The sequence below is a fragment of the Blastococcus sp. SYSU D00820 genome (assembly GCF_054050695.1).
This window is the reverse complement of sequence record NZ_JBJGZW010000017.1, coordinates 67,195-88,232: the sequence shown is the minus strand read 5'-3', so window position 1 is coordinate 88,232 and position 21,038 is coordinate 67,195. Positions and strand designations below refer to the sequence as shown.

Annotated in this window: 21 protein-coding genes; 5 read left to right on the top strand and 16 right to left on the bottom strand. The window is 74.9% G+C overall.

The genetic code is table 11. The features are described from left to right. Nucleotides 1-19: 19 nt before the first annotated feature. Genes ACI79R_RS17170 through ACI79R_RS17140 form a run of 7 tightly spaced genes read right to left on the bottom strand, consistent with a single transcriptional unit; the run spans nt 20 to nt 6,531 of the window. Nucleotides 20-1,030: an acyl-CoA dehydrogenase family protein gene (locus ACI79R_RS17170; RefSeq protein WP_456574862.1), complete on the bottom strand. Its 1,011-nt coding sequence runs from the start codon at nt 1,028-1,030 to the stop codon at nt 20-22. Between the two features lie 4 nt (nt 1,031-1,034). Next, the gene (locus tag ACI79R_RS17165; RefSeq protein ID WP_456574861.1) at nt 1,035-2,174 is read right to left on the bottom strand and encodes an acyl-CoA dehydrogenase family protein; all 1,140 of its coding nucleotides are present in this window, start codon (nt 2,172-2,174) and stop codon (nt 1,035-1,037) included. A gap of 31 nt (nt 2,175-2,205) precedes the next feature. Continuing rightward, nucleotides 2,206-2,961, bottom strand: coding sequence for an enoyl-CoA hydratase family protein (locus ACI79R_RS17160; protein WP_456574860.1), 756 nt, complete (start codon nt 2,959-2,961; stop codon nt 2,206-2,208). Nucleotides 2,962-2,972: 11 nt separating this feature from the next. Beyond that, nucleotides 2,973-3,761 (bottom strand): SDR family oxidoreductase, encoded by a 789-nt coding sequence (locus ACI79R_RS17155; RefSeq protein WP_456574859.1) that lies wholly within the window; start codon nt 3,759-3,761, stop codon nt 2,973-2,975. A gap of 33 nt (nt 3,762-3,794) precedes the next feature. Beyond that, the gene (locus tag ACI79R_RS17150) at nt 3,795-4,886 is read right to left on the bottom strand and encodes an NAD(P)H-dependent flavin oxidoreductase (protein ID WP_456574858.1); all 1,092 of its coding nucleotides are present in this window, start codon (nt 4,884-4,886) and stop codon (nt 3,795-3,797) included. Next, nucleotides 4,883-5,668, bottom strand: coding sequence for a CoA-transferase subunit beta (locus ACI79R_RS17145; protein WP_456574857.1), 786 nt, complete (start codon nt 5,666-5,668; stop codon nt 4,883-4,885). The genes ACI79R_RS17150 and ACI79R_RS17145 overlap by 4 nt, the downstream gene beginning before the upstream one ends. After that, nucleotides 5,665-6,531, bottom strand: a complete 867-nt coding sequence (locus ACI79R_RS17140; RefSeq protein WP_456574856.1) for a CoA transferase subunit A — start codon at nt 6,529-6,531, stop codon at nt 5,665-5,667. Before ACI79R_RS17140 ends, ACI79R_RS17145 begins: the two co-directional genes overlap by 4 nt. Before the next feature lie 396 nt (nt 6,532-6,927). Between ACI79R_RS17140 and ACI79R_RS17135 the strand changes: the two genes are divergently transcribed. After that, a complete protein-coding gene (locus ACI79R_RS17135) occupies nt 6,928-7,527 on the top strand; it encodes a TetR/AcrR family transcriptional regulator (protein ID WP_456574855.1) in 600 nt (199 codons plus the stop codon). Between the two features lie 91 nt (nt 7,528-7,618). Here the strand turns inward: ACI79R_RS17135 and ACI79R_RS17130 are convergent, their stop codons facing one another. The 4 genes from ACI79R_RS17130 to ACI79R_RS17115 are packed head-to-tail and all read right to left on the bottom strand — an operon-like array spanning nt 7,619 to nt 11,252. Then, on the bottom strand, nt 7,619-8,065 hold the full coding sequence (locus ACI79R_RS17130) for a nuclear transport factor 2 family protein (protein WP_456574854.1): 447 nt from the start codon (nt 8,063-8,065) through the stop codon (nt 7,619-7,621). A 1-nt stretch (nt 8,066) separates the two neighbouring features. Next, nucleotides 8,067-9,185: an acyl-CoA dehydrogenase family protein gene (locus tag ACI79R_RS17125; RefSeq protein WP_456574853.1), complete on the bottom strand. Its 1,119-nt coding sequence runs from the start codon at nt 9,183-9,185 to the stop codon at nt 8,067-8,069. Between the two features lie 16 nt (nt 9,186-9,201). Then, nucleotides 9,202-10,380 carry an acyl-CoA dehydrogenase family protein gene (locus ACI79R_RS17120; protein ID WP_456574877.1) on the bottom strand — a complete coding sequence of 393 codons (1,179 nt, stop codon included), beginning with the start codon at nt 10,378-10,380 and terminating at the stop codon, nt 9,202-9,204. Further along, nucleotides 10,380-11,252: an SDR family oxidoreductase gene (locus ACI79R_RS17115; protein ID WP_456574852.1), complete on the bottom strand. Its 873-nt coding sequence runs from the start codon at nt 11,250-11,252 to the stop codon at nt 10,380-10,382. Before ACI79R_RS17115 ends, ACI79R_RS17120 begins: the two co-directional genes overlap by 1 nt. Before the next feature lie 183 nt (nt 11,253-11,435). On the opposite strand from ACI79R_RS17115, the gene ACI79R_RS17110 reads away from it, so the two are divergent. Then, entirely contained in the window at nt 11,436-12,197 is a 762-nt protein-coding gene (locus ACI79R_RS17110) for an SDR family oxidoreductase (protein ID WP_456574851.1), read from the top strand. A 75-nt stretch (nt 12,198-12,272) separates the two neighbouring features. On the opposite strand, the gene ACI79R_RS17105 is transcribed toward ACI79R_RS17110, so the two are convergent. Together ACI79R_RS17105 and ACI79R_RS17100 are read right to left on the bottom strand one after the other, a co-directional pair. Further along, nucleotides 12,273-13,055, bottom strand: a complete 783-nt coding sequence (locus ACI79R_RS17105) for a hypothetical protein (RefSeq protein ID WP_456574850.1) — start codon at nt 13,053-13,055, stop codon at nt 12,273-12,275. A gap of 4 nt (nt 13,056-13,059) precedes the next feature. Continuing rightward, the gene (locus ACI79R_RS17100) at nt 13,060-14,721 is read right to left on the bottom strand and encodes an AMP-binding protein (RefSeq protein WP_456574849.1); all 1,662 of its coding nucleotides are present in this window, start codon (nt 14,719-14,721) and stop codon (nt 13,060-13,062) included. A gap of 197 nt (nt 14,722-14,918) precedes the next feature. Here ACI79R_RS17100 and ACI79R_RS17095 point away from each other — a divergent pair, with 197 nt between their 5' ends. From ACI79R_RS17095 to ACI79R_RS17085, 3 genes are read left to right on the top strand one after another with little or no spacing between them, the layout of a single operon-like run. Next, on the top strand, nt 14,919-15,764 hold the full coding sequence (locus ACI79R_RS17095; RefSeq protein WP_456574848.1) for an SDR family NAD(P)-dependent oxidoreductase: 846 nt from the start codon (nt 14,919-14,921) through the stop codon (nt 15,762-15,764). Then, entirely contained in the window at nt 15,764-16,819 is a 1,056-nt protein-coding gene (locus ACI79R_RS17090; RefSeq protein ID WP_456574847.1) for a TIGR03617 family F420-dependent LLM class oxidoreductase, read from the top strand. Before ACI79R_RS17095 ends, ACI79R_RS17090 begins: the two co-directional genes overlap by 1 nt. Beyond that, complete coding sequence (locus ACI79R_RS17085; RefSeq protein WP_456574846.1) at nt 16,816-17,325, top strand: nuclear transport factor 2 family protein; 510 nt, start codon at nt 16,816-16,818, stop codon at nt 17,323-17,325. Before ACI79R_RS17090 ends, ACI79R_RS17085 begins: the two co-directional genes overlap by 4 nt. A gap of 1 nt (nt 17,326) precedes the next feature. On the opposite strand, the gene ACI79R_RS17080 is transcribed toward ACI79R_RS17085, so the two are convergent. The 3 genes from ACI79R_RS17080 to ACI79R_RS17070 are packed head-to-tail and all read right to left on the bottom strand — an operon-like array spanning nt 17,327 to nt 21,017. Then, entirely contained in the window at nt 17,327-18,109 is a 783-nt protein-coding gene (locus tag ACI79R_RS17080) for a sugar phosphate isomerase/epimerase family protein (RefSeq protein WP_456574845.1), read from the bottom strand. A gap of 35 nt (nt 18,110-18,144) precedes the next feature. After that, nucleotides 18,145-19,365 carry an acetyl-CoA C-acetyltransferase gene (locus tag ACI79R_RS17075; RefSeq protein WP_456574844.1) on the bottom strand — a complete coding sequence of 407 codons (1,221 nt, stop codon included), beginning with the start codon at nt 19,363-19,365 and terminating at the stop codon, nt 18,145-18,147. 41 nt (nt 19,366-19,406) lie between these two features. Continuing rightward, entirely contained in the window at nt 19,407-21,017 is a 1,611-nt protein-coding gene (locus ACI79R_RS17070) for a FadD3 family acyl-CoA ligase (protein WP_456574843.1), read from the bottom strand. Between the last annotated feature and the right edge of the window lie 21 nt (nt 21,018-21,038).

The window sequence follows — 21,038 nt, the reverse complement described above, 5'->3', positions numbered from 1 at the left end:
AACGGGACGGCGGGTGCGGTCAGGCGGCCGGCAGGCTCCCCGGCAGCGGCAGGCCCAGGCTCTCGGCGACCCGCGCGCGGTGCCAGGCCGCCGAGCCCCACTCCGCGGCCAGGGCCCAGGCCCGCTTGGCGAACAGGTGCAGGTCGTACTCGGTGGTGTACCCGATGGCACCGTGGCACTGGATCGTCGTCCGGGCCACCAGGCGGGCGGCGTCCGACGCCATGGCCTTGGCGGCGGCGACGTCGCGGATGACCTCGGCCTCCCCCGCGGCCAGCGACAGCGCGGCGCGGGCGACCACCGGCGCGGCGAACTCGACCTGCAGCAGCGCGGTGGCCAGGTGGTGCTTGACCGCCTGGAACGAGCCGATCGGCACGCCGAACTGGGTGCGCGACCCGACGTACTCGACGGTCATGTCGAGCATCCGCCAGGACAGCCCGACCAGCTCGGCCGCGGCGCCCAGGGCGCCGCGCAGCCAGGCCGCGTGCACGACGTCGGGGTCGTCGACGACGGCCAGCTCGCGGGCGCCGCTCACCTGCTGGAGGTCCGCGGCCGGGTCCACCGCGGCGACCGGCTCGCGGGCGGCGCCGCTGAGGTCGAGCACGCGGATGGCGCCGGTGCCCCCGGCACCGCCGGAGAGCAGCAGGCCGGCGCGCGTGCCGTACCGCACCAGCCCGCGGCCGGAGGGGTCGGCGCCGACGGCGGTGGTGCCGGCGAGGACGTCGTCCAGCAGCCCGGCGGCCAGCAGCACGCCCGGGGCGACGGCGACGGTCTCCAGCACCGGCAGCGGCGCGGCGGCCCGGCCGACCTCGGTCAGCAGCGGCACCAGGGAGACCTCGTCCAGGCCCAGGCCGCCGGCGTCCTCGGGGACGAGCAGGCCGGGCGCGCCCAGGTCGGCCAGGCCGGCGGCGAGCGTGCCCACCGCCGGCGAGTCCGGGGCGGAGCGGACGACCGAGGGCGGGCAGAGCTTGGCCATCAGGTCGGCCACGACCTGCCGCAGGTCGTCCTGCTCGGCGGTCAGCGCGAAGCGCATGGGCTCACTTCCTCGGCAGGCCGAGCACCCGCTCGGCGATGATGTTGCGCTGGATCTCGTTGGTGCCGGCGTAGATCGGCCCGGACAGGGAGAACTGGAAGCCGCGGCTCCACGGGTTGTCGGTCTGCCCGTCGGGGCCGAGCAGCTCCAGGGCGGTCTCGTGCAGCCGGATGTCGAGCTCGGACCAGAAGACCTTGTTCAGGCTGGAGCGCGAGCCGGGGTTGCGGCCCTCCACCAGGCCGGTGACCTGGGCGAGGGTGAAGTACTGGTAGGCCTGCGCCTGCATCCAGACCTCGGCCACCCGGTCGGCGAGCGCACCGGTGACCGCGTCGGGGCGGGACCGGGCCAGCTCGACCAGCCGGTCGGCGGCGTGCAGGAACCGGCCCGGCGAGCGCAGCGTGAGGCCACGCTCGGACCCGGTGGTCGCCATGGCGACCTTCCAGCCCTGGTGCACCCCGCCGAGGACGGCGCTGTCGGGGACGAACACGTCCTCGAAGAAGACCTCGGCGAAGCCCTCGTCGCCGTCGAGCCGCTCGAAGCCGCGCACGGTGACCCCGGGGCTGTCCAGCGGCACGAGGAAGTAGGTCAGGCCCTGGTGGCGGGTCGACCCGGGGTCGGAGCGGAACAGGCCGAACAGGTGGGTGCAGAACGCGCCGCGGGTGCTCCAGGTCTTCTGCCCGGTCAGCCGCCAGCCGCCGGCGTCCTCGTCGCGGTCGGCCCGGCTGCGGATGCCGGCGAGGTCGCTGCCGGCGCCGGGCTCGGACCAGCCCTGGCACCAGAGGTCCTCGGCGGCGGCCATGCGCGGCAGCAGGGTGTCCTGCTGTTCCTGGGTGCCGAACTCGAACAGCGTCGGTGCGAGCAGGAAGATGCCGTTCTGGGTGACCCGCTGCGGAGCCCCGGCCCGGTAGTACTCCTCCTCGAAGATCAGCCATTCCCAGATGGAGGCGTCCCGGCCCCCGTAGGCGGCCGGCCACGACACCACCGACCAGCGGTCGGCGAACAGCTGCCGCTCCCACTCCAGGTGGGCGGCGAAGCCCTCGCGGGTGTCGCCCGACGGCAGCGGGGTGCGCGGCACGTGGGTGGCCAGCCACTCCCGCGCCTCGGCGCGGAAGGCCTCCTCCGACGCGGTCCAGGTCAGGTCCACGGGAACTCCTCGGTGCTGTCGTGCGCCCCGGTCACGAGCCGAACTCGTCGCGGATCCGGTCGGAGACGCCGGTCAGGTTCAGCTCGAAGGTGAAGCCCTGCTCGAAGCGGTAGCTGCGGTTGACGTCCCACAGGTCGATGCCGTTGAGCGAGGCCTTCGCCGCGCGGATGACCGTCGGGTCCTTCGCCGCGATCGACCGGGCCAGCTCCAGGGCGGCGTCGCGCAGCCCCTCGAGGGGGACGACCGAGTGCACCGAGCCGTGCGCGTGCAGCTCGGCGGCGGTCGCGGTGGCCGAGGTGTAGACCATCGCGCGCATCTTGTGCTGCGGCACCAGCCGGGAGAGGTGGGTGGCCGCGCCCAGGGCACCCCGGTCGACCTCGGGGAGGCCGAAGGTGGCGTTCTCGGCGGCGACGATGACGTCGGCGTTGCCGACCAGGCCGATGCCGCCGCCCAGGCAGAAGCCGTTGACCGCGGCGATGACCGGCACCGGGCACTCGTAGACGGCCTTGAACGCCTCGTAACAGCCGCGGTTGGCACCCAGCAGGGCGGTGAAGCCCTCGGTGCGCTGCATCTCCTTGATGTCCACGCCGGCGTTGAAGCCGCGACCCTCGGCCCGCAGCACGACCACGCGGACGGCGGGATCGCGGCCGGCCTCGCCGAGCTTCTCGGCGACGGCGAACCAGCCGGCGACGGTCAGTGCGTTGACCGGAGGTGCGTCCATGACGACCTCGGCGACGCCGTCCTCGTGCACGGTGAGGGAGACGATCTCCCGCTCTGCGGTGGTCACGGATGCGCTCCTCAGGGGTGCTGGCTGCTGACCGACACGACCTCGCCGGTCATGTACGACGAGTAGTCGCTGGCCAGGAAGACGATGACGTTGGCGACCTCCCACGGCTCGGCGGCCCGGCCGAACGCCTCGCGGGAGGAGAGCTGGGCGAGCAGGTCGTCGCTGGTCACCTTGGCCAGGTGGGCGTGCATCGCGATGCTCGGGGAGACGGCGTTGACCCGGATGCCGTGCTCGGCGACGTCCATCGCCGAGCAGCGGGTGAGGGCCATGACGCCGGCCTTGGCCGCGGCGTAGTGGGCCTGGCCGGCCTGCGCCCGCCAGCCGATGACCGAGGCGTTGTTGACCACGACCCCGCGCCGGGCGGGCACCATGTGCCGCAGGGCCGCGCGGGTGACCTTGAAGGTGGCGGTCAGGGTGACGGCGAGGACGGCGTCCCACTGCTCGTCGGTCATGTCCACGACGCTGGCGGTGCCGCCGAGGCCGGCGTTGTTGACCAGCACGTCGATGCCGCCGTACTCGGCGGCGACGGCGTCGACCATCGCGTCGACCTGGCCCTGGTCGGTGACGTCGCACGGCACCGCCAGCGGCCGGACGCCGGTGAGCTGCTCGATGCTGTCGGCGGCCTCGCCGAGGCGGCGCTCGTGCCGGTCGCTGATCGCCACCCGCGCGCCCTCCTCGGCGCAGCGGCGGGCGGTGGCGTAGCCGATGCCGGTGCCGGCGGCGGCGGTCACGAGGACCGACCGGCCGGTCAGCAGCCCGTGGGCGGGGCCGGCCCAGCTCTGCGCGGGGACGTCGGTCACGCGGGATCTCCTGTCGTCGGGGTGCGGCCGGGCTCAGCCCAGCCGGCGCAGGACCTCGATGGCCTGCGCGATGATCCGGTCGATGAGCTCGGCGCAGCTCGGGACGTCGTCGATGAGGCCGACGACCTGGCCGGTGGCCATGACGCCGACGTCGGTGCGGCCCTCGAGCAGCGCCGCGCGGTACAGCATCGGGGCGTTGGCCGCCATGATCACCTGGCTCCAGGTGAGGTCCTGGTTCTTCCGCATGGCCAGGCCCTCGCGCACCATCGCGTGCCACGGGATGCCGGAGATCTTCTGGAAGGCCAGCGCGTTGCGGGCCGAGCGCAGCAGCCGGCCGGCGGCGCTGCTCTTCACCAGCTGGTCGACCGTGCCGGCCTGCAGCACGCGCTGCGGCACGCCGTCGACCTCGGTGGTGAGGACGGTGTCGTTGACGGTCTTGGACAGGTAGACGTCCTTGACCGCCGGCTGCACCGGCGAGTCGGTGGTCAGCAGGAACCGGGTGCCCATGGCGATGCCCTCGGCGCCGTAGGCGAGGGCGGCCACCAGGCCGCGGCCGTCGAAGAACCCGCCGGCGCCGACCACCGGGATGTCGACGGCGTCGACCACCTGGGGCAGCAGCAGGGACGTGGGCACGCCGCCGGTGTGCCCGCCGCCCTCACCGCCCTGGACGATGACGGCGTCGGCACCCCAGCCGGCCACCTTCTCGGCGTGCCGGCGCGCCCCGATCGAGGGGACGACGACCAGGCCGGCGTCCTTGCACCTGGCGATGAGGTGCTGCTTGGGCGCCAGCGCGAACGAGGCCACCTTGACCCCGGTGCTGATCAGCAGGTCGATCCGCTTCTCGACGTCGGGCTGGTCGGCGCGGATGTTCACGCCGAAGGAGTTCGACGTGCGGGCCTGCACCTGCTCGATGGCGGTGGCCAGCTCCGCGTAGCTCAGCAGGCCGGCGGACAGGATGCCCAGGCCCCCGGCGTTGGAGGTGGCCGCGGTCAGCCCGGCGTCGGAGACGTACCCCATGCCGGTCTGCACGATCGGGTAGCGGATGTCGAACAGCTCGCAGGCCCGGGTGCGCAGCGCGGCGGGGTAGGCGGTGCCGTCCCGCTCGGTCGTCGCGGCGCTGGTCACGCCGGGACCTCCTTGTCGCGCAGGGTGCGCGGGTCGAGCACGGTGCGGATCAGCTCGAGCTCGGCGTCGGTGGGCAGCCGGCTCTCGGGCACCTCCCCCTCGACGGTCAGCGGGAAGCCGGTCGCGGCCTGCACCTCGTCGACGGTGACCCCCGGGTGCACCGAGGCCAGGCGCACCGAGCCGTCGGCGGCGTAGTCCAGCACCGCCAGGTTGGTGACCACCCGGCGCAGGTCGTGGAACCGGGAGGCGGCCGGGCCGGCCGCGGCGGCGCGGTCGTTGCCCACCCCGGCGACCATGTCGACGGCGGGGACGAACACCCGGGCCGAGTGCTTGGGCACCCAGTAGCTGGTCGGGTGGCAGACGGTGTTGCCCGGGGCGCCGCGCACGCCGAGCAGCTGCACCTTCGGCCTGTGGTAGTCGCCGACCGCGGAGATGTTCGCGTTGCCGTACCGGTCGATCTGCGACGGGATCATCATGACGTGCCGCTTGCCGTTCCAGACCAGGTCGAAGATGGTCCGGAAGTTGGTCCAGGCCTCGACGTCGCCGGAGACCGGCGCGCCCACGGCCGAGGTGCCGCGCACCATGTACGCCTCGCCGTCGGAGATGAGCAGGTCCGGCGAGAAGGTCTCGCGGGCCAGCCGCACGCCGATCGCCGGGATGGTGCCGAAGGCGCTGCCGATGACCTCGCCGTCGCCCCGGAAGGCGTCGGCGCAGGCGACCACGCAGACCTCGGCGCGGGTGACGGCCTGCGTCGTGGCGGCCTGCTCGACGGTGCTGGTCATGCCGGGACCTCCTCGCGGGCCGCCGCGACGGCCGCCTGGTAGTCGGACTCGGAGCCCGCGAGGTACCGGGCGGAGAACTCCTGCCACGCCTGCGGATCGGCCGCGGCGGTGGCGTAGGCGCGCTGGAAGGCCTCGTCGCGGTCGTAGTCGGGGGCGCAGGAGGTGAAGTGCGCGCCGCGGGGCGTCTCGACCACACCGGTGACCGACATGCGGTTGATCCGCAGGGTCGCGGGATGCGCGGTGGCGGTCAGCTCGGCCGTGGGCACGATCTTCTCGCAGGAGACGAACGCCTGCTCCGCGGCCATGCAGTACAGGTCGTCGAAGTACGGGTCGGGACCGAGGAACTGGGCGTTGCCGTGCACGTCGGCGCGGTTCATGTGCACCAGCGCGGCGTCCAGCGGGATGGCGGGCATCGCCAGCATCGCCTCACCGCTGCCGTACGGGTCCTCGACGGTGGCGAGGTCGGGGTTGTAGGTGACGACGTCGGAGCCCAGGCCCGCGCGGGTGGGGAGGAACGGCAGCCGCAGCGCGGCGGCGTACAGCCCCCACTGGAGCATGCCCTCGTCGTACTCGGCGACCTCGATGGCGCCGGCCTGCCGCGCGGCCCGGAAGTGCGGGTCCAGCGCGATGGAGTCCAGCGAGACGAAGCCGAAGACCAGCTTCCGCACCTTGCCGGCCGCGCACAGCAGGCCGACGTCCGGACCGCCGTAGGAGACGACGGTGAGGTCGGTGAGGTCCGAGCGCAGGATTTCCCGCACCAGGGCCATCGGCTTGCGCCGCGAGGCCCACCCACCGATCCCGACGGTCATCCCGGACCGCAGCCGGGACACCACCTCGGGCGCGGTCATCCGCTTGTCCGCCATCGCAGCTCCTGGCTCGCTCGACGTTCGTGCGCCGGGCAACAAACCAAGCGCTTGGTTGGGAAGGTAGCAGGCGCACCCCGGGCCGTACAGGACCCGTGACCCACCGGCCGGCGCTGTCGTGCCGGCCGCCGTTCGCGCGCGAAAGGCCCCGCACCGGTCGCCGTTCGCGCGCGGACGGTGCCCGCGCCGCCCGGGCGCGGCCGCGAGAGGATGTACCGGAGACGCCCGCACGGCGACGTCCCGTCCCGGTCAGCGGGGCGACCGGACGGCGACCGCCGGCGACTCCCCCGGCAGGGGTACGGAAGCGGTCCGGAACCCCGCCCCGCGTGGTAGAACAAGCGCTTGATCGGCGGCGGTGCAGCCGTCCTCCGTGGAAGGACCGGGAAGGACACACCCATGGCCGAGACAGCCGACCGTCAGGCTCCCGACCGGCGGACGGTCATCCTCCACCAGGCGGCGGGGCTGTTCGCCACCAAGGGCATCGTGGCCACCAGCGTGCGCGAGATCGCCGACGCCGTCGGCATCCTGTCCGGCAGCCTGTACCACCACTTCCAGTCCAAGGACGAGATGGTCAGCGCCATCGTCGGCAGCTACCTCGAGGACCTCACGGGCCGCTACACCGAGATCCTGTCCACCGAGAGCGACCCGCGCACCCGGCTGGCCGAGATGGTCCGCGGCTCCCTGGCGGTGCACGAGGCGCACCCGCACGCGACCGAGATCTACCAGAACAGCGGCAACTACCTGGCCTCGCTGTCCGGCTACGACGAGATCAAGAAGGCCGCGGCGACCATCCAGAGCTCGTGGATCGGGGTGCTGGAGGCCGGCGTCGCCTCGGGCGACTTCCGGACCGACGTCCCGCTGCGGGTGGTCTACCGGCTGATGCGCGACGCCCTGTGGCTGTCGGTGCGCTGGTACAAGCCGACCAAGGACTACCCGCGCGAGCGGTTCGCCGACGACTTCGTCTCGACGTTCCTGGACGGGCTGCAGAAGCGCTGAAGCGCCGGCGTCAGCCGACGACCACACCGGTCGGCTTCCGCCCCCGGTCCGCTCCTCGCTCGCAGAGCTCGCTGCGATGCTCCCGCCGGCGTCACCCGACGCCGATGCGGCGGTGGGCCAGCCGCCAGACCGCGCCCTCGCGGCGGTGGAGGTCGCGGTAGGTGCCGGCCGCCACCAGCCGGGGCGTGCCCGTCGTGCCGGTGTAGAACCGCCAGTACGCCGTCGAGCGCGCGGTGTCGCCATCGGGCACCACCGAGACGTTGCCGATCACGTGCCGGCTGGCCGTTCCCGGCCCCTGCAGCCCGGCCGCCCGCCGCTGCGCGGCGCCGGCCAGCAGGTCCGCCCGCCCGCGCCGCACCTGGGCCGGCAGCCGGGTGCTGCCGTTCTCCGGCATCTCCCAGACCGCGTCCTCGGTGAGCAGCTCGCCGTACTCCTCGAGCGTGCCGGAGTCGGCGGCGTGGGTCAGCCGCGCGAGGACGTCGGCCACCAGCACCATGTCGGCGACCCGCAGCAGCTCGGCGGCGCCGGGACCGGTCACCTCAGATCCCGGCCAGCCGGGCGAACCGGCGGCGCAGCTCGGACGCCGAGCCGCCGAGCTGCTGCACCGCCTTGCCGCGCTTGAGGTACAGGTGCACGTCGTACTCCCAGGTGAACCCGACGCCACCGTGCAGCTGCAGGGAGTCCGCGGCCACGGCCATGAGCGCGTCGCCGCAGACCACGCGGGCCAGCGCGGCCACCGCGGGCAGCTCGGCCGAGGCCGAGGCGGCGGCGTCCACCGCGTACCAGGCGGTGGACGCGGCGCCCTCCACGGCGACGGCGAGGTCGGCGCAGCGGTGCTTGAGCGCCTGGAAGCTGCCCAGCGGGCGGCCGAACTGCTCGCGCACCGTGAGGTACTCGACGGTGGCGGTCAGGCAGGCCTGCGCCGCCGCGGCGGCCTCGACGGCCAGGACGACGCGCCACAGGTCGGCCGCGAGCGCGACGGCCGCAGCCCCCTCCCCCGGCCGGCCGAGCCGGACCGCGGGCGCGTCGTCGAGGTCGACCTCGGCCAGCCGGCGGGTCTGGTCCAGCGCGGTGCGGCCGGTGCGCCGCACGCCGGGGGCGTCGCCGTCCACGGCGAACAGCGCGGGCCCGTCGGCGTCGCGGGCGACGACGAGCAGGACGTCGACCGCGGCACCGTGCGGCACGTAGCGCTTGCCGCCGCGCAGCACCAGCCCGCCGCCGGCGCCGGCGGCCGCGGCGGTCGCCGGGCGCTCGCCGTCCCACCCGTCGGCCTCCTCGGCCTGGGCCAGCGAGACCGCCGGCCCCTCCTCGGCGATCCGCTCGAGCAGCGCGTCGGCCTCGGGCGTGCCGCAGCCGGCGAGGACGGCGGTCGCCACCAGCGTCGTCGCCAGCGGCGAGGGCACCAGCCGCCGGCCGAACTCCTCGAGGACGACGGCGGCGTCGCGCAGGTCCAGCCCCAGGCCGCCGCAGCGCTCGGGCACCAGGAGCGCGGCGAGGCCGAGGTCCTCGGTGCACCGGCGCCACAGCCCGGCGTCGTAGCCGGTCCCGGAGGCCATGGCCTCGCGGATCCGCTCGGGGCCGGCGTGCCGGTCCAGCAGGGCGGCCACCGTCCGGCGCATCTCCCGCTGCTCGGGGGTCTGCGTGCTGCTCGCGGTCATCGGGGCGGCTCCTGGCTCAGCGCGGGAGGCCGAGCATCCGCTCGGCGATGATGTTCCGCTGGACCTCGTTCGAGCCGCCGTAGATGGTGTCCGAGCGGGTGAAGAGGAACAGCGTCTGGGCGTCGGTGAGCGCGTAGGGCTCGCCCTCGGTCAGCAGGCCGGCGGCGCCGGCGACGTCCACGGCGAGCTCGCCGAGGTCGCGGTGCCAGGTGGCCCACTGCAGCTTGGAGATCGACGCCTCCAGCCCCGCGGTGCCCTCGCCGGAGGAGGCCAGGGTGCGCATGGCGGTGTAGCGCATGACGCGCAGGCCGATCCAGGCGTCGACGATGCGGGCCCGCAGCTCGGGGTCGTCCATGGCACCGGTGGCGCGGGCGGTCTCGGTGATCGCGGTGAGCTCGCGCTCGAAGCCGATCTGCTGGCCGAGGGTGGAGACGCCGCGCTCGAAGCCGAGGGTGCCCATGGCCACCCGCCACCCGTCACCCTCCTCGCCGACGCGGTTGGCCACCGGGGTGACCGCGCCGTCGAAGAACACCTCGTTGAACTCCGAGGTACCGGTGATCTGCACGATCGGCCGGACCTCGACGCCGTCCTGGTGCATCGGCACCAGCAGGTAGGACAGCCCCTTGTGCCGGGTGCTGGCCGGGTCGGTGCGGCAGAGCACGAAGCACCAGTCGGCCAGGTGGGCCAGCGACGTCCAGACCTTCTGCCCGGTGACGACGTACTCCTCCCCCCGGCGGACGGCGGCCGTGCTGACCCCGGCGAGGTCGGATCCGGCGCCGGGCTCGGAGTAGCCCTGGCACCACAGGTCGTCGCCGCGCAGGATGCCGGGCAGGAACCGCTCCTGCTGGTCGGGGGTGCCGAACGCCAGCAGGGTCGGGCCGACCAGCTGCTCGGCGATGTGCCCGAGCCGGCCGGGAGCGCCGGCGCGGGCGTACTCCTCGTGGAAGATCACCTGCTGCATCAGGGTGGCGCCGCGGCCGCCCTTGTCCACCGGCCAGGCCAGGCCGATCCAGCCGCCCTCGCCCAGCCGCCGCTCCCACGCGTGCCGCAGCTCGTGCGCCTCGTGCTCGCGGCCCGGGCCGCCGGTGCCGACCGCGGCGGCGAACTCGCCGCGCAGGTTCTCGGCCAGCCAGTCGCGGATCTCGGTGCGGAACTCCTCGTCGGCCGCCGACGGGGTCAGCCCTGCGCCGTCCATCACGCGCCGTAGACCGGGGCCGGCGGCTGGGAGCGGGCGACGAGGTCGGCGACGGCGGTGCCGATCTCGGCGGCCTCCCAGCGGGAGTCCTTGGTGGCGGCCTCCCCGTGCCGCCAGCCGTCGGCGAGGGACAGCTGACCGCCCTCGATCTCGAACACCCGGCCGGTCACGGTCGCCTCGTCGCTGCCCAGCCACGCCACCAGCGGGGAGACGTTGGCCGGGTCCATCGCGTCGAAGCCGCTCTCCGGTGCGGCCATGCGCTCGGCGAACACCGCCTCGGTCATCGGGGTGCGGGCGGAGGGCGCGATCGCGTTCACCACGATGCCGTAACGGGCCCACTCGACCGCGGAGATCTGGGTGAGGACGGCGATGCCGGCCTTGGCCGCGCCGTAGTTGCCCTGCCCGACGCTGCCCATGAGGCCGGCGCCCGAGGAGGTGTTGACCACGCGGGCGGCGATCGACCCGCCGGCCTTGGCCTGGTCGCGCCAGTAGGCCGCGGCGTGCCGCATCGGGGCGAAGTGGCCCTTGAGGTCGACCCTGAGGACGAGGTCCCACTCCTCCTCGCTCATGTTGACCAGCATCCGGTCGCGGTTGATGCCGGCGTTGTTCACCAGCGTGTCCAGCCGGCCGAAGGCGTCGACCGCGGTGCGCACCAGCTCCTGGGCGTAGCCCCAGTCCGAGACGTCGCCGCGGCTGGCCACCGCCTCGCCCCCGGCGCCGCGGATCTCCTCCGCGAGCTCCTCGACCGCGGGCCCGACGTCGTTGAGGACGACGCGGGCGCCCTGCCGGACGAACTCCAGCGCGTGCGCCCGACCCAGCCCCTGGCCGGCGCCGGTGATGATGACCGAGCGCCCCGCGCAGATCCCGCTCACGAGATGAACCCTCCGATGTGGTGCCGACTGCCCGGCAGCGTGACACAGCGCCCGGGACGCATGCAAACAAGCGCTTGGTTGGGTCTCGGTCACCGGGAGCGGACCGCTCTTGACCGGCCCGCGCGCGCCTCCCTAGGGTCTACCAAGCGCTTGCTTGACAGCCCTCGACCCCTGGAGAGCCCGGTGTCCGACTTCGCCCCGCTGCCCGGCACCGCCCTCGTCACCGGGGGCACCGGCGGCATCGGCGCAGCGGTCTGCCGGCTCCTGGCCGAGCGGGGCTCCGCGGTCACGCTCACCTACCGGAGCAACGCCGCGGCCGCCGAGGCGCTGGTCGCCGCGCTCGGCGAGCGGGCCACCGCCGTGCAGCTGGACCTCACCGACGCGGACGCCGTGACCGCAGCCGTCGCGGAGCTGGAGGAGCGGGGCGGCGGGCTGCACACCGTCGTCCACGCCGCGGGGCCGCACATCCCGATGGTGCACCTGTCGCGGGTCTCCCCCGCCCAGTACGCCGCCGCCCTGCAGGACGAGGCGCAGGCCTTCTTCACCGTCGTCTCCGCGGCCCTGCCGGCGCTGCGCCGCAGCTCCGGGTCGGTGGTCGCGGTGACCACCGCGGCCACCGCGCGCTACCCCGTGCGCGACGGCCTCTCCTCCGGCACCAAGGCCGCCGTCGAGGCGCTGGTGCGCGCGTTCGCCGCCGAGGAGGGCCGGTTCGGCGTCCGGCTCAACGCCGTCGGGCCCGGCATGCTCACCGACGGCATGGCCGCCCGGCTGATCGGCTCCGGCGAGCTGGACGACGAGGCCCTGGCCATCACGCGGCGGAACATCCCGCTGCGCCGGTTCGGCTCGGCCCTCGACGTCGCCGAGGCGGTGGCCTTCCTGGCCTCGCCGCGGGCCGGGTTCGTCACCGGCCAGAAGCTCGACGTCGACGGCGGTTACACCGTCTGAAGCTCCCCTCCGGCCGGGGCGGCTCCATCCCCCGGCCGGAGGGACCCCACCGCGCGGCCCCGTCGGAGGGCCGCGTCAGGAGGCGTCGAACCAGCTCCACTCCCCCGGCACGATCGTCCGGTAGGGGCAGGACAGCAGAACGCGGACGGTCTCCGGCCGCGGCGCGGGCGCGGCGCGCTCCCGCTCGCCGATCCGGGCGGCGACCTCGAGCGGGTCCCCGTCCAGCCACAGCAGCCGGAGCCGCAGCGTGGGGCGGTCCGGCGCCTCGCCGCCCGAGGGCGGACCGGTGTGCACCCGCTCGCTGCGGAAGGTCCAGCCGCCGGCCACGCCCGGGACGTCGAGCAGCGCGGGCAGCGCGACGGCGTCCTCCCACGCGTAGTGCTCCTCGGCGTCGGCACCGCCCGCGTCCGCGACCGCGGTGACGGTCACGTGGACGCCGGTGTGCGGCCGGAACGGCAGCGCCGCGGCCGAGATCCGGGTGCGCGGCGCGAGGTGGGCGCGCACCGGCCGGAAGAAGCCGGTCAGCGGCCGCTCGGCGTAGCGCAGCTCCGGCCGGCGGCCCTGCTGCAGCGTGGTGTCCCCCAGCTGCAGCCACTCCGCGACGCTGGCCTCCACCGGCTCGGCGAACCAGTACATCGCCAGGTAGTGCGTGCCGGCGAGCACGTCGTCGGGCGCGCTGCCGGCGGCCGCGCAGTCCGGGGAGCGCACCCAGCGGTCGCCGTGCACGACGCCGGGCAGCGCCAGGTTCTCGGGACGGTGGTCGTACTGGTGCCACTGGTTGTAGTCCCGGTGCCGCGCCGGATCGGTGATCCTCGGGAAGGAGAAGAAGACCCGGCGCGAGCTCGCGGGGGTGGTCACCGGATCAGACCGCGGCCGGCAGCAGCGCGGTGCGGCCGTGCTCGGCGAACTCCTTCTCCAGCCGGTCGCGGTCGGCCCGGGTCATCGGCCGGTAGGCGGTCGACGCGCCGTCCCGGATCCACACCCGGTCGGTGGTCTGCCAGGCCGCCCGTCGCAGGCCGGTCTTGGCGACCTTGTTGCTGCCGGTGGTGGGCACCTCCTCCATCACCCGGACGTAGCGCGGGCGCCACTTGGTGCCCAGGTCGCGCTGGGCGTCGAGGAAGGCGGCGAACGCCTCGGGATCGAACGCCACCCCGGGCCCCAGCTGCAGGGTGCACATGACCTGGTCACCGGTGCGCGCGTCGGGGACGGCGTAGACCAGCGCGACCGCGACGTCGGGCGAGCGCTCGAGGATGCGCTCGACCGGCGCGGCGGAGAAGTTCTCGCTGTCCACCCGCAGCCAGTCCGACGACCGGCCGGCGAAGTAGAAGAAGCCGTCCGCGTCGCGGTAGGCGAGGTCGCCGGTCCAGAAGTCCGCGCCGCGCACCCGCTCGGCCATGGCCCCGGGGTTCTTGTAGTAGCCCTCGAAGGTGTGCGCCATCCCGATGCCGACGATCTGGCCGATGGCCGCCTCGGAGTTCAGCAGCCGGCCGGTCTCGTCGAGCTCGGCCGGCGGGCACTCCTCGCCGGTGGCCTCGTCCAGCACGCGGACGTCGGCGCCGGCGACCGGCTTGCCCAGCGACTCCGCCGGGGAGTCCGGCGTGCGGTTGATCCGCAGCACGCCCTCGGACAGCCCGTACCCCTCCGAGACCCGGCAGCCGAAGCGGGCGCTGAACCGCTCGATGTCGGCCGCCGAGGCCTCGGTGCCGATGGCCAGCTGCAGGGTGCTGTGCCGGTCGGCGTCGGTCTCGGGCTGGGCGAGCACGTAGGACAGCGCCCGGCCGACGTAGTTGACGAAGGTGGCACCGAAGCGGTGGACGTCGCGCACGAAGCCGGAGGCGGAGAACTTGCGGGCCAGGCAGACGGTGGCGCCGACGTGCACGGCCGGGGCGAGGTTCATCATCGCCGAGTTGCCGTGGAACAGCGGCATGCACAGGTAGCTCACCGTGTCGCGGGTCATCTCCGTGCGCACCGTGAGCGACTCGGCCAGCATCCCGAAGCGGCCCTGCGAGCAGATGACCGCCTTGGGCGCGCCGGTGGAGCCGGAGCTGAACAGCAGCAGCAGGATCGCCTCGGCCGGCGGGATCTCCTCGGGCAGCGCGGCGCCGCGGTGCTCGTCCAGCAGGCCGCGGTAGGTGTCGGACTCCACGGTGAGCACCCGGTCGGCGGGCAGGCCGAGGTCCAGCCCGTCGAGCAGCCCGACCTGCCGCTCCTCGGTGACGACGAGGTCGATGTCGGTGTGCCGGATGTCGTGCGCGAGCTCCTCCCCGCGGCGCGTCGGGTTGATGCCGACCAGCGCGGCGCCGGCCAGCGCCGCCCCGCCGATCCAGAAGACGTAGTCGGGCACGTTCTCCAGGAGGAGGCCGACGTGCACCTGCTTGCCCTCGGTGGCGTACCGCCGCAGCAGCGCGGCCCGCACGGCGCTCTCCCGCACGACCTCGTCCCAGGTCCAGGAGTTCTCCTCGAAGCGGAGGCCGACGTGCTGGTCGCCCACCCGGGCCCGCAGGATCTCGGCGAACGTCGGCACGGCGGGGACCTCCAGAGGATCGGACGGGCGCTTCGGCAAGCAAGCGCTTGGCCGACGCTAGTGAGAGCCATGAGGGGGGTCAAGGTCGCTCCCGGTCACCGGACCGGGACGGCGCTTGCCCCCCGGCCGGCCGGCTGCTACCTGTTGACCAAGCGCTCGACCGGCTGGGTCGGGGCTGCCGACGAGAGGGCGGACGGGTGACGGGACCGCTGGCCGGGCAGGGCGCGCTGGTGACCGGGGGCGCCGGGGGTTTCGGCCGGGCGGTGGCCCGCCGGCTGGCCGCCGACGGCGCGGCCGTCACCCTGATGGGCCGCACCGAGGACACGCTGCGCGCGGCCGCCACCGCGATCGGCGAGGCGCTCCCGGACGCCCCGCCGGTGCGCTGGTCGGTCGGCGATGCCGCGGTGGAGGACGACGTCGCGGCGGCCGTCGCCGTCGCCGACGAGACGCCGCTGCGGATCGCCGTGGCCACGGTCGGCGGCAGCACCGTGCGCCCGCTGCTGGCCCTCGACCCCGCGACGCTGGAGGCCGACCTGCGCCGCAACGTGGTGACCGCGCTCCTGGTGATCCGGCACGGCGCGGCCGCGATGGCCCGCGCCGGGGGCGGTTCGGTGGTCGCCATCTCCTCCACCGCCGGCGGCGCCGCGTTCCCGTTCATGGCCTCCTACTCGGTGGCCAAGGCCGGCCTCGAGGCCCTGGTGCGGGTGGCCGCCGAGGAGCTCGGCGCCCTGGGCGTGCGGGTCAACGCGGTCCGCCCCGGGCTCGTGCCGACCGACGCCGAGAAGCCCGGGATGCTCGTCGCCGACCCGGAGATGCGGGCGGCCGTCCTCCGGGAGAAGCCGCTGGCGCGGGTCGGCACCGTCGAGGACGTCGCCGAGGCGGTGCGCTACCTCGCCGGTCCGGAGTCGGGGTGGGTCACCGGCGCGACGCTGCCGGTGGAGGGCGGCAACCACCTGCGCCGGGCGCCGTACCTGGAGCCGCTGGCGCGGGCGCTGTGCGGCGACCGCGTGGTCGACGACGCGCTGGCCGGGCGGCTGCCGTGATGGAGCTGGCCACCACCCTCCCCCAGGACACCCCGCTCCGGGAGGTGCCGGCGGTGGTCGCCCGGATCGAGGCGCTCGGCTTCGACACCGTGCACGTGCCCGAGACCGTGCACGACTCGCTCATGGTGGCCCTGCTGGCGCTGGAGCACAGCACCCGGCTCACCGTGCGCACCAGCATGACGCTGGCCTTTCCGCGCAGCCCGATGGTCGTGGCCTACGCCGCCTGGGACCTCGCCCGCTACTCCGGCGGCCGCTTCCAGCTCGGCCTGGCCACCCAGGTGCGCGGCAACGTCGTCGGGCGGTTCTCGGTGCCGTGGCCGGAGGATCCGGCGCAGCAGCTGGCCGACCACGTGCGCGCGGTGCGGGCGATCTTCGCCGCGTTCGCCGCCGGCGGCCCGCTGACCTTCGACAGCGCGAGCTACCGGTTCGACCGGCTGCAGCCCTACTTCAACCCCGGGCCGATCGACGTCCCAGCGCCGCCGGTCTACACCGGCGGGGTGAACCGGCGGATGTGCGAGACCGCCGGCGCGGTGGCCGACGGCTTCGTCACCCACGCCACCAACTCCCACCCGCGCTACCTCGACGGCGCCGTGCTGCCGGCGCTGGCCGCCGGGGCGGCGGCCGCCGGACGGCGCCGGCCGCGGGTGGTCGTCGTCCCCAAGCCGGTGACCGGCGCCGACGGCGACCGGCTGGCCGCCGCCCGCGAGGCGGCCCGCCGCGAGATGGCCTTCCTGTACTCGACCCCGGCCTACCGGCCCACGCTCGCCCTGCTCGGCCACGAGGAGCTCGGCCCCCGGCTGAGCGCGCTGGTGCGGGAGGACCGGTGGGACCGGCTGCCGGCTCTCCTGGACGACGCCACGCTGCGCGCGCTGGTGCCCGAGGGCAGCTACGCCGAGCTGCCCGGCGTGCTGGCCGAGTGGTACGGCGGCCGCTGCTCCGGCCTGGCCGTCGGCCTGCCGGCCGAGCCGGACACCGATCCGGCCTTCGCCCGCATGCTCGACTTCCTGCGCGCCATCCCCACGGCCCCCGACCCCGATCCCGAGGAGAACCCATGAGCACCGACGACCGGATCGCCGCCCTGGAGCGCCGCCTGGCCGAGGTGGAGGACCGGCTGGCGCTGCTGCAGCTGGTGGCCGCCTACGGTCCGGCGGTCGACAGCGGCTCGCCCGAGGCGACCGCCCGGCTGTGGACCGAGGACGGCGTCTACGACACCTTCCCCGTCGTCCTCGAGGGCCGGGACGCGCTGCGCGACATGGTCCGGGGCAGCCGGCACCAGGGGCTGATCGGCTCCGGTGCGGCGCACATGCTGGGCATCCCGCACATCCAGGTCGACGGCGACACCGCGGTCGTCACCAACTACTCGCAGGTCGTGCAGCGCATCCCCGGCGAGGACGGCTACCGGGTGTGGCGCACCGGGGTGAACCGCTGGGAGCTGGTCCGCACGCCCGAGGGCTGGCAGGTCACCAACCGGGTCAACCGCCAGCTGGACGGAACCCCGGAGGGCCGGGCGCTGCTGGCCGCCGCGGTGGGCGGTGAGCCGGCGGAGGTGCCGCAGGGGTAGGTCAGCGGGCGGGGAGCCGGTCCCGCGTCCACGCCACCGCCCGGGTGAGCGCGGGCTCCGGCCCCTCGGCCTCGATCGCCGGGCCGACCAGCTCGATGTCGACGGTGCCCCGGTAGCCCGCGGCGAGGACGTCGGCGAGCAGCTCGGCCATCGGCAGGTCGCCGTCGCCGGGCACCCAGCGGTTGGGGAAGGCGTTCGTGCCGCTGCGGAAGTCGCTGACCTGCACCAGCCGGATGCGGTCCAGCTCGGCGCGGAGGGTGGCGGCCAGCCCGCGCTCCTGCGCGCAGCAGTACAGGTCGACGCAGAGCCCGGCGTCGAGCCGGCGGGCCACCTCGGCGGCGTCCCGGACCGAGTGCACGAAGCTGAGGTCGGCGCGCACCTGGTGGGTGTTCTCGATCGCCAGCGCGATCCCCAGCTCGCCGGCCCGCTCGACGGCCGGGCGCATCCGCGCGGTGAACCGGTCGGCCGCCTCCTCCCAGGGGAGCCGGCCGGAGGGGCCGGTCACCAGGTAGACGGTGGGCGCATCCAGCCGGGCCGCGGACTCCACCGCCGCCACCAGCGCCGGCACCTGCCGGCTCCAGCGCCGCTCGTCGTCGGGGTCGGCGGTGAAGGCGTGCACCAGGTACTCGACCGGCAGCCCGCCGCCGCGGACCAGCGCCTCGGCGTCGTCCCACCCCAGCGCGGCCAGCTTGGCCGCCTGCAGGCCGATCCGGTCGGTGCCCGTCCGGCGGTACATGGCCAGCTCGTCGGCCAGCGGCCAGGAGGCCGCCGCGATCCCGCTCACGCAGACCGGCTGGCGGCGGCTCCCCCGGTCGGCGGTCACGACAGGCGCTCGACCACCATCGCCATGCCCTGCCCGCCGGCGGTGCACATGGTCTCCAGGCCGAACTGGGCGTCGCGGGACCGCAGGCCGTTGAGCAGCGTGGTGGTGATCCGCGCTCCCGTCTGGCCGAAGGGGTGGCCCAGCGCGATCGCCCCGCCGTGCACGTTGACCCGCTCGGGGTCGATGCCGAGGTCGTCGATCGTGGGCAGCACCTGCGCGGCGAACGCCTCGTTGATCTCGACCAGGTCGATGTCGCCGATCGACATGCCGGCGTTGGCCAGCGCGCGCCGGGAGGCCTCGACCGGGCCCAGGCCCATGATCTCCGGCGACAGGGCGGAGACGCCCGTGCTGACCACGCGGGCGAGCGGGGTGATGCCCAGCTCGGCGGCGCGGGTGTCGGACATGACGACCAGCGCCGCGGCGCCGTCGTTGAGACCGCAGCAGTTGCCGGCGGTGACGGTGCCGTCGGGGCGGAAGGCGGGCTTGAGACCGGCCAGCCCCTCGACCGTGACGCCGGAACGGGGGCCGTCGTCGGTGCTGACCACCGTGCCGTCGGCGAGGGTGACCGGGGTGATGTCGGTGGCGAAGAAGCCGTCGGCGATCGCCTTCTCCGCCCGCTGCTGGCTCAGCGCGCCCCACTCGTCCTGCGCCTGCCGGCTGACCCCGCGGAACTGCGCGACGTTCTCCGCCGTCTCGCCCATGGCGAGGTAGACGTCGGGCAGCAGCCCCTCCTCGCGCGGGTCGGTCCAGACCGCGCTGCCCTCGCCGGCCCGCTCGGTGCTGCGCGCGGTGGCGGCGTCGAAGACCGGGTTCTTGGTGTCGGGCATGCCGTCGGCCTTGCCGCGGGCGAAGCGGGAGACGACCTCGGCGCCGGCGGAGACGAACACGGAGCCCTCCCCCGCGCGGATGGCGTGCATCGCCATCCGGGTGGTCTGCACGCTGGAGGCGCAGTAGCGCTGCACCGTCGTGCCGGGGACGTCGTCCAGGCCCAGCAGGACCGCGACCACGCGGGCCAGCCCGTAGCCCTGCTCGCCGGCCGGCTGCGCGGTGCCCAGCATCAGGTCGTCGATGGTGTGCGGGTCCAGCTGGGGCACCTGGTCGAGCGCGGCGCGGACCATCGCGGCGGCGAGGTCGTCGGCGCGCATCCCGATCAGGGAGCCCTTGAAGGCCCGGCCGATCGGCGAGCGGGCGGCGGCGACGATCACGGCTTCGGGCACGGGGTCTCCTCGGGAGGCGGGGTGGGGAGGGCCGGGCGCGGTCAGGCGCCCGCGCCGAGGCGGAACTTCTGGACCTTGCCGCTGGAGGTGCGCGGCAGCTGGTCGACGACGGTGATGCGCCGGGGCACCTTGAAGTTGGCCATGGTGGACCGGCAGTACTCGAGCAGCTCGGCCTCCGTGGGCGCCGTTCCGGGCCGGGGCAGCACGTAGGCGTGCCCCACCTCGCCCATCCGCTCGTCGGGGACGCCGACGACGGCGACCTCGGCGACCGACGGGTGCCCGGTGAGCAGCCGCTCGACCTCGGCCGGGTAGACGTTGAAGCCGCCCACCATGAAGACGTCCTTCATGCGGTCGGTGACGCGGAGGAAGCCCTCCTCGTCCAGCCAGCCGACGTCGCCGGTGTGCAGCCAGCCGTCGGGGTCGATGGCCGCGGCGGTGGCCTCGGGGTCCTCGAAGTAGCCGAGCATGACGTTGTAGCCGCGGACGACGATCTCGCCCGACTCGCGCGGCGGCAGCTGCCGGCCGTCGGCGCCGACGATCGCCACCTCGGTGCCGGGGATGGCCTTGCCGCAGCTGGTCGACAGCCGGTGCAGGTCGGTGTCGGGCGGGCAGACGGTGACCGTGCCGCAGCTCTCGGTCAGCCCGTACGCGGTGATGATGTCGCGGAAGCCGAGCACCTCGCGCATCCGCGTGAGCAGCGCCTCGGGGACGATCGTCGCGCCGGTGACCGCCAGCCGCACCGAGCTGATGTCGTGGTCGGCCAGGGCCGGGTGGTCCAGCAGCGTCGTGTAGACCGTCGGCGCGCCCGGGAAGACGGTGATCCGCTCCTGCTCGATCAGCCGCAGCGAGGTCTCGGCGTCGAACACCGCCTGCGGCACCATCGTCGCCCGCCGGATCACGCAGGCCAGCAGCCCGGCGCGGTAGCCGAAGCTGTGGAAGAACGGGTTGACCAGCAGGTAGCGGTCGCCGGGCAGCAGGCCGGTCATGTCCGCCCAGGCCTCGTCCACCCTCAGGTTGGACGCGTGGGTGACCATCGCACCCTTGGGATAGCCGGTGGTGCCCGAGGTGAAGAGGATGTCGGCGACGTCGTCGGGGCGCAGCCGCTCGATGCGGGCCAGCACCTCCGACTCCGGTACCCGCTCGGCGCCGGCGAGGAACCCGTCCCACCCCCGGGCGGCCGGGTCGCTGCCCTCGCCGACGGTCACCACGGTGCGCAGGTGGCCCAGCGCCGGCACCGGGCACTCCGCCGACGGCGGGGTCGGGTCCTCCCCGCGCAGCATGCCCAGGTGGTCGGCGCCGAGGAAGCCCTGGTCGACGACGAGCAGCACGGCGCGAACCTTGTCGAGGGCGTACCGGGCCTCCTCGCCCTTGAACCGGGTGTTGACCGGCACGAGGACCCCGCCCGCGGCCTGGATGCCCAGCGCGGCGACCACCCAGCGGGCCGAGTTCGGCGCCCACACCCCGGCGCGGTCGCCGGGCTGCAGCCCCGCGGCGACCGCGGCGCGGGCGAACCGGACGACCTCCTCCCACAACCGGGCCCACGACAGGCGCACGTCGCCGTCGACGACGGCGTCGGCCGCCGGGACGTCCTCGGCCGCCGCCCGCAACCGGGCGGGGATGGTGCCCGCCTGCTCGGATGCCGGGTCGGCCATGAGGTCCTCCTGCGGTGGTCG

What these genes read in the sequence shown, in the direction of transcription:
- ACI79R_RS17135 (WP_456574855.1), top strand. Translation starts at nt 6,928, where the DNA reads ATGGCCGAGACAGCCGACCGTCAGGCTCCCGACCGGCGGACGGTCATC.
- ACI79R_RS17170 (WP_456574862.1), bottom strand. Translation starts at nt 1,030, where the DNA reads ATGCGCTTCGCGCTGACCGCCGAGCAGGACGACCTGCGGCAGGTCGTG.
- ACI79R_RS17125 (WP_456574853.1), bottom strand. Translation starts at nt 9,185, where the DNA reads ATGACCGCGAGCAGCACGCAGACCCCCGAGCAGCGGGAGATGCGCCGG.
- ACI79R_RS17090 (WP_456574847.1), top strand. Translation starts at nt 15,764, where the DNA reads ATGGAGCTGGCCACCACCCTCCCCCAGGACACCCCGCTCCGGGAGGTG.
- ACI79R_RS17070 (WP_456574843.1), bottom strand. Translation starts at nt 21,017, where the DNA reads ATGGCCGACCCGGCATCCGAGCAGGCGGGCACCATCCCCGCCCGGTTG.
- ACI79R_RS17120 (WP_456574877.1), bottom strand. Translation starts at nt 10,380, where the DNA reads ATGGACGGCGCAGGGCTGACCCCGTCGGCGGCCGACGAGGAGTTCCGC.
- ACI79R_RS17085 (WP_456574846.1), top strand. Translation starts at nt 16,816, where the DNA reads ATGAGCACCGACGACCGGATCGCCGCCCTGGAGCGCCGCCTGGCCGAG.
- ACI79R_RS17145 (WP_456574857.1), bottom strand. Translation starts at nt 5,668, where the DNA reads ATGACCAGCACCGTCGAGCAGGCCGCCACGACGCAGGCCGTCACCCGC.
- ACI79R_RS17140 (WP_456574856.1), bottom strand. Translation starts at nt 6,531, where the DNA reads ATGGCGGACAAGCGGATGACCGCGCCCGAGGTGGTGTCCCGGCTGCGG.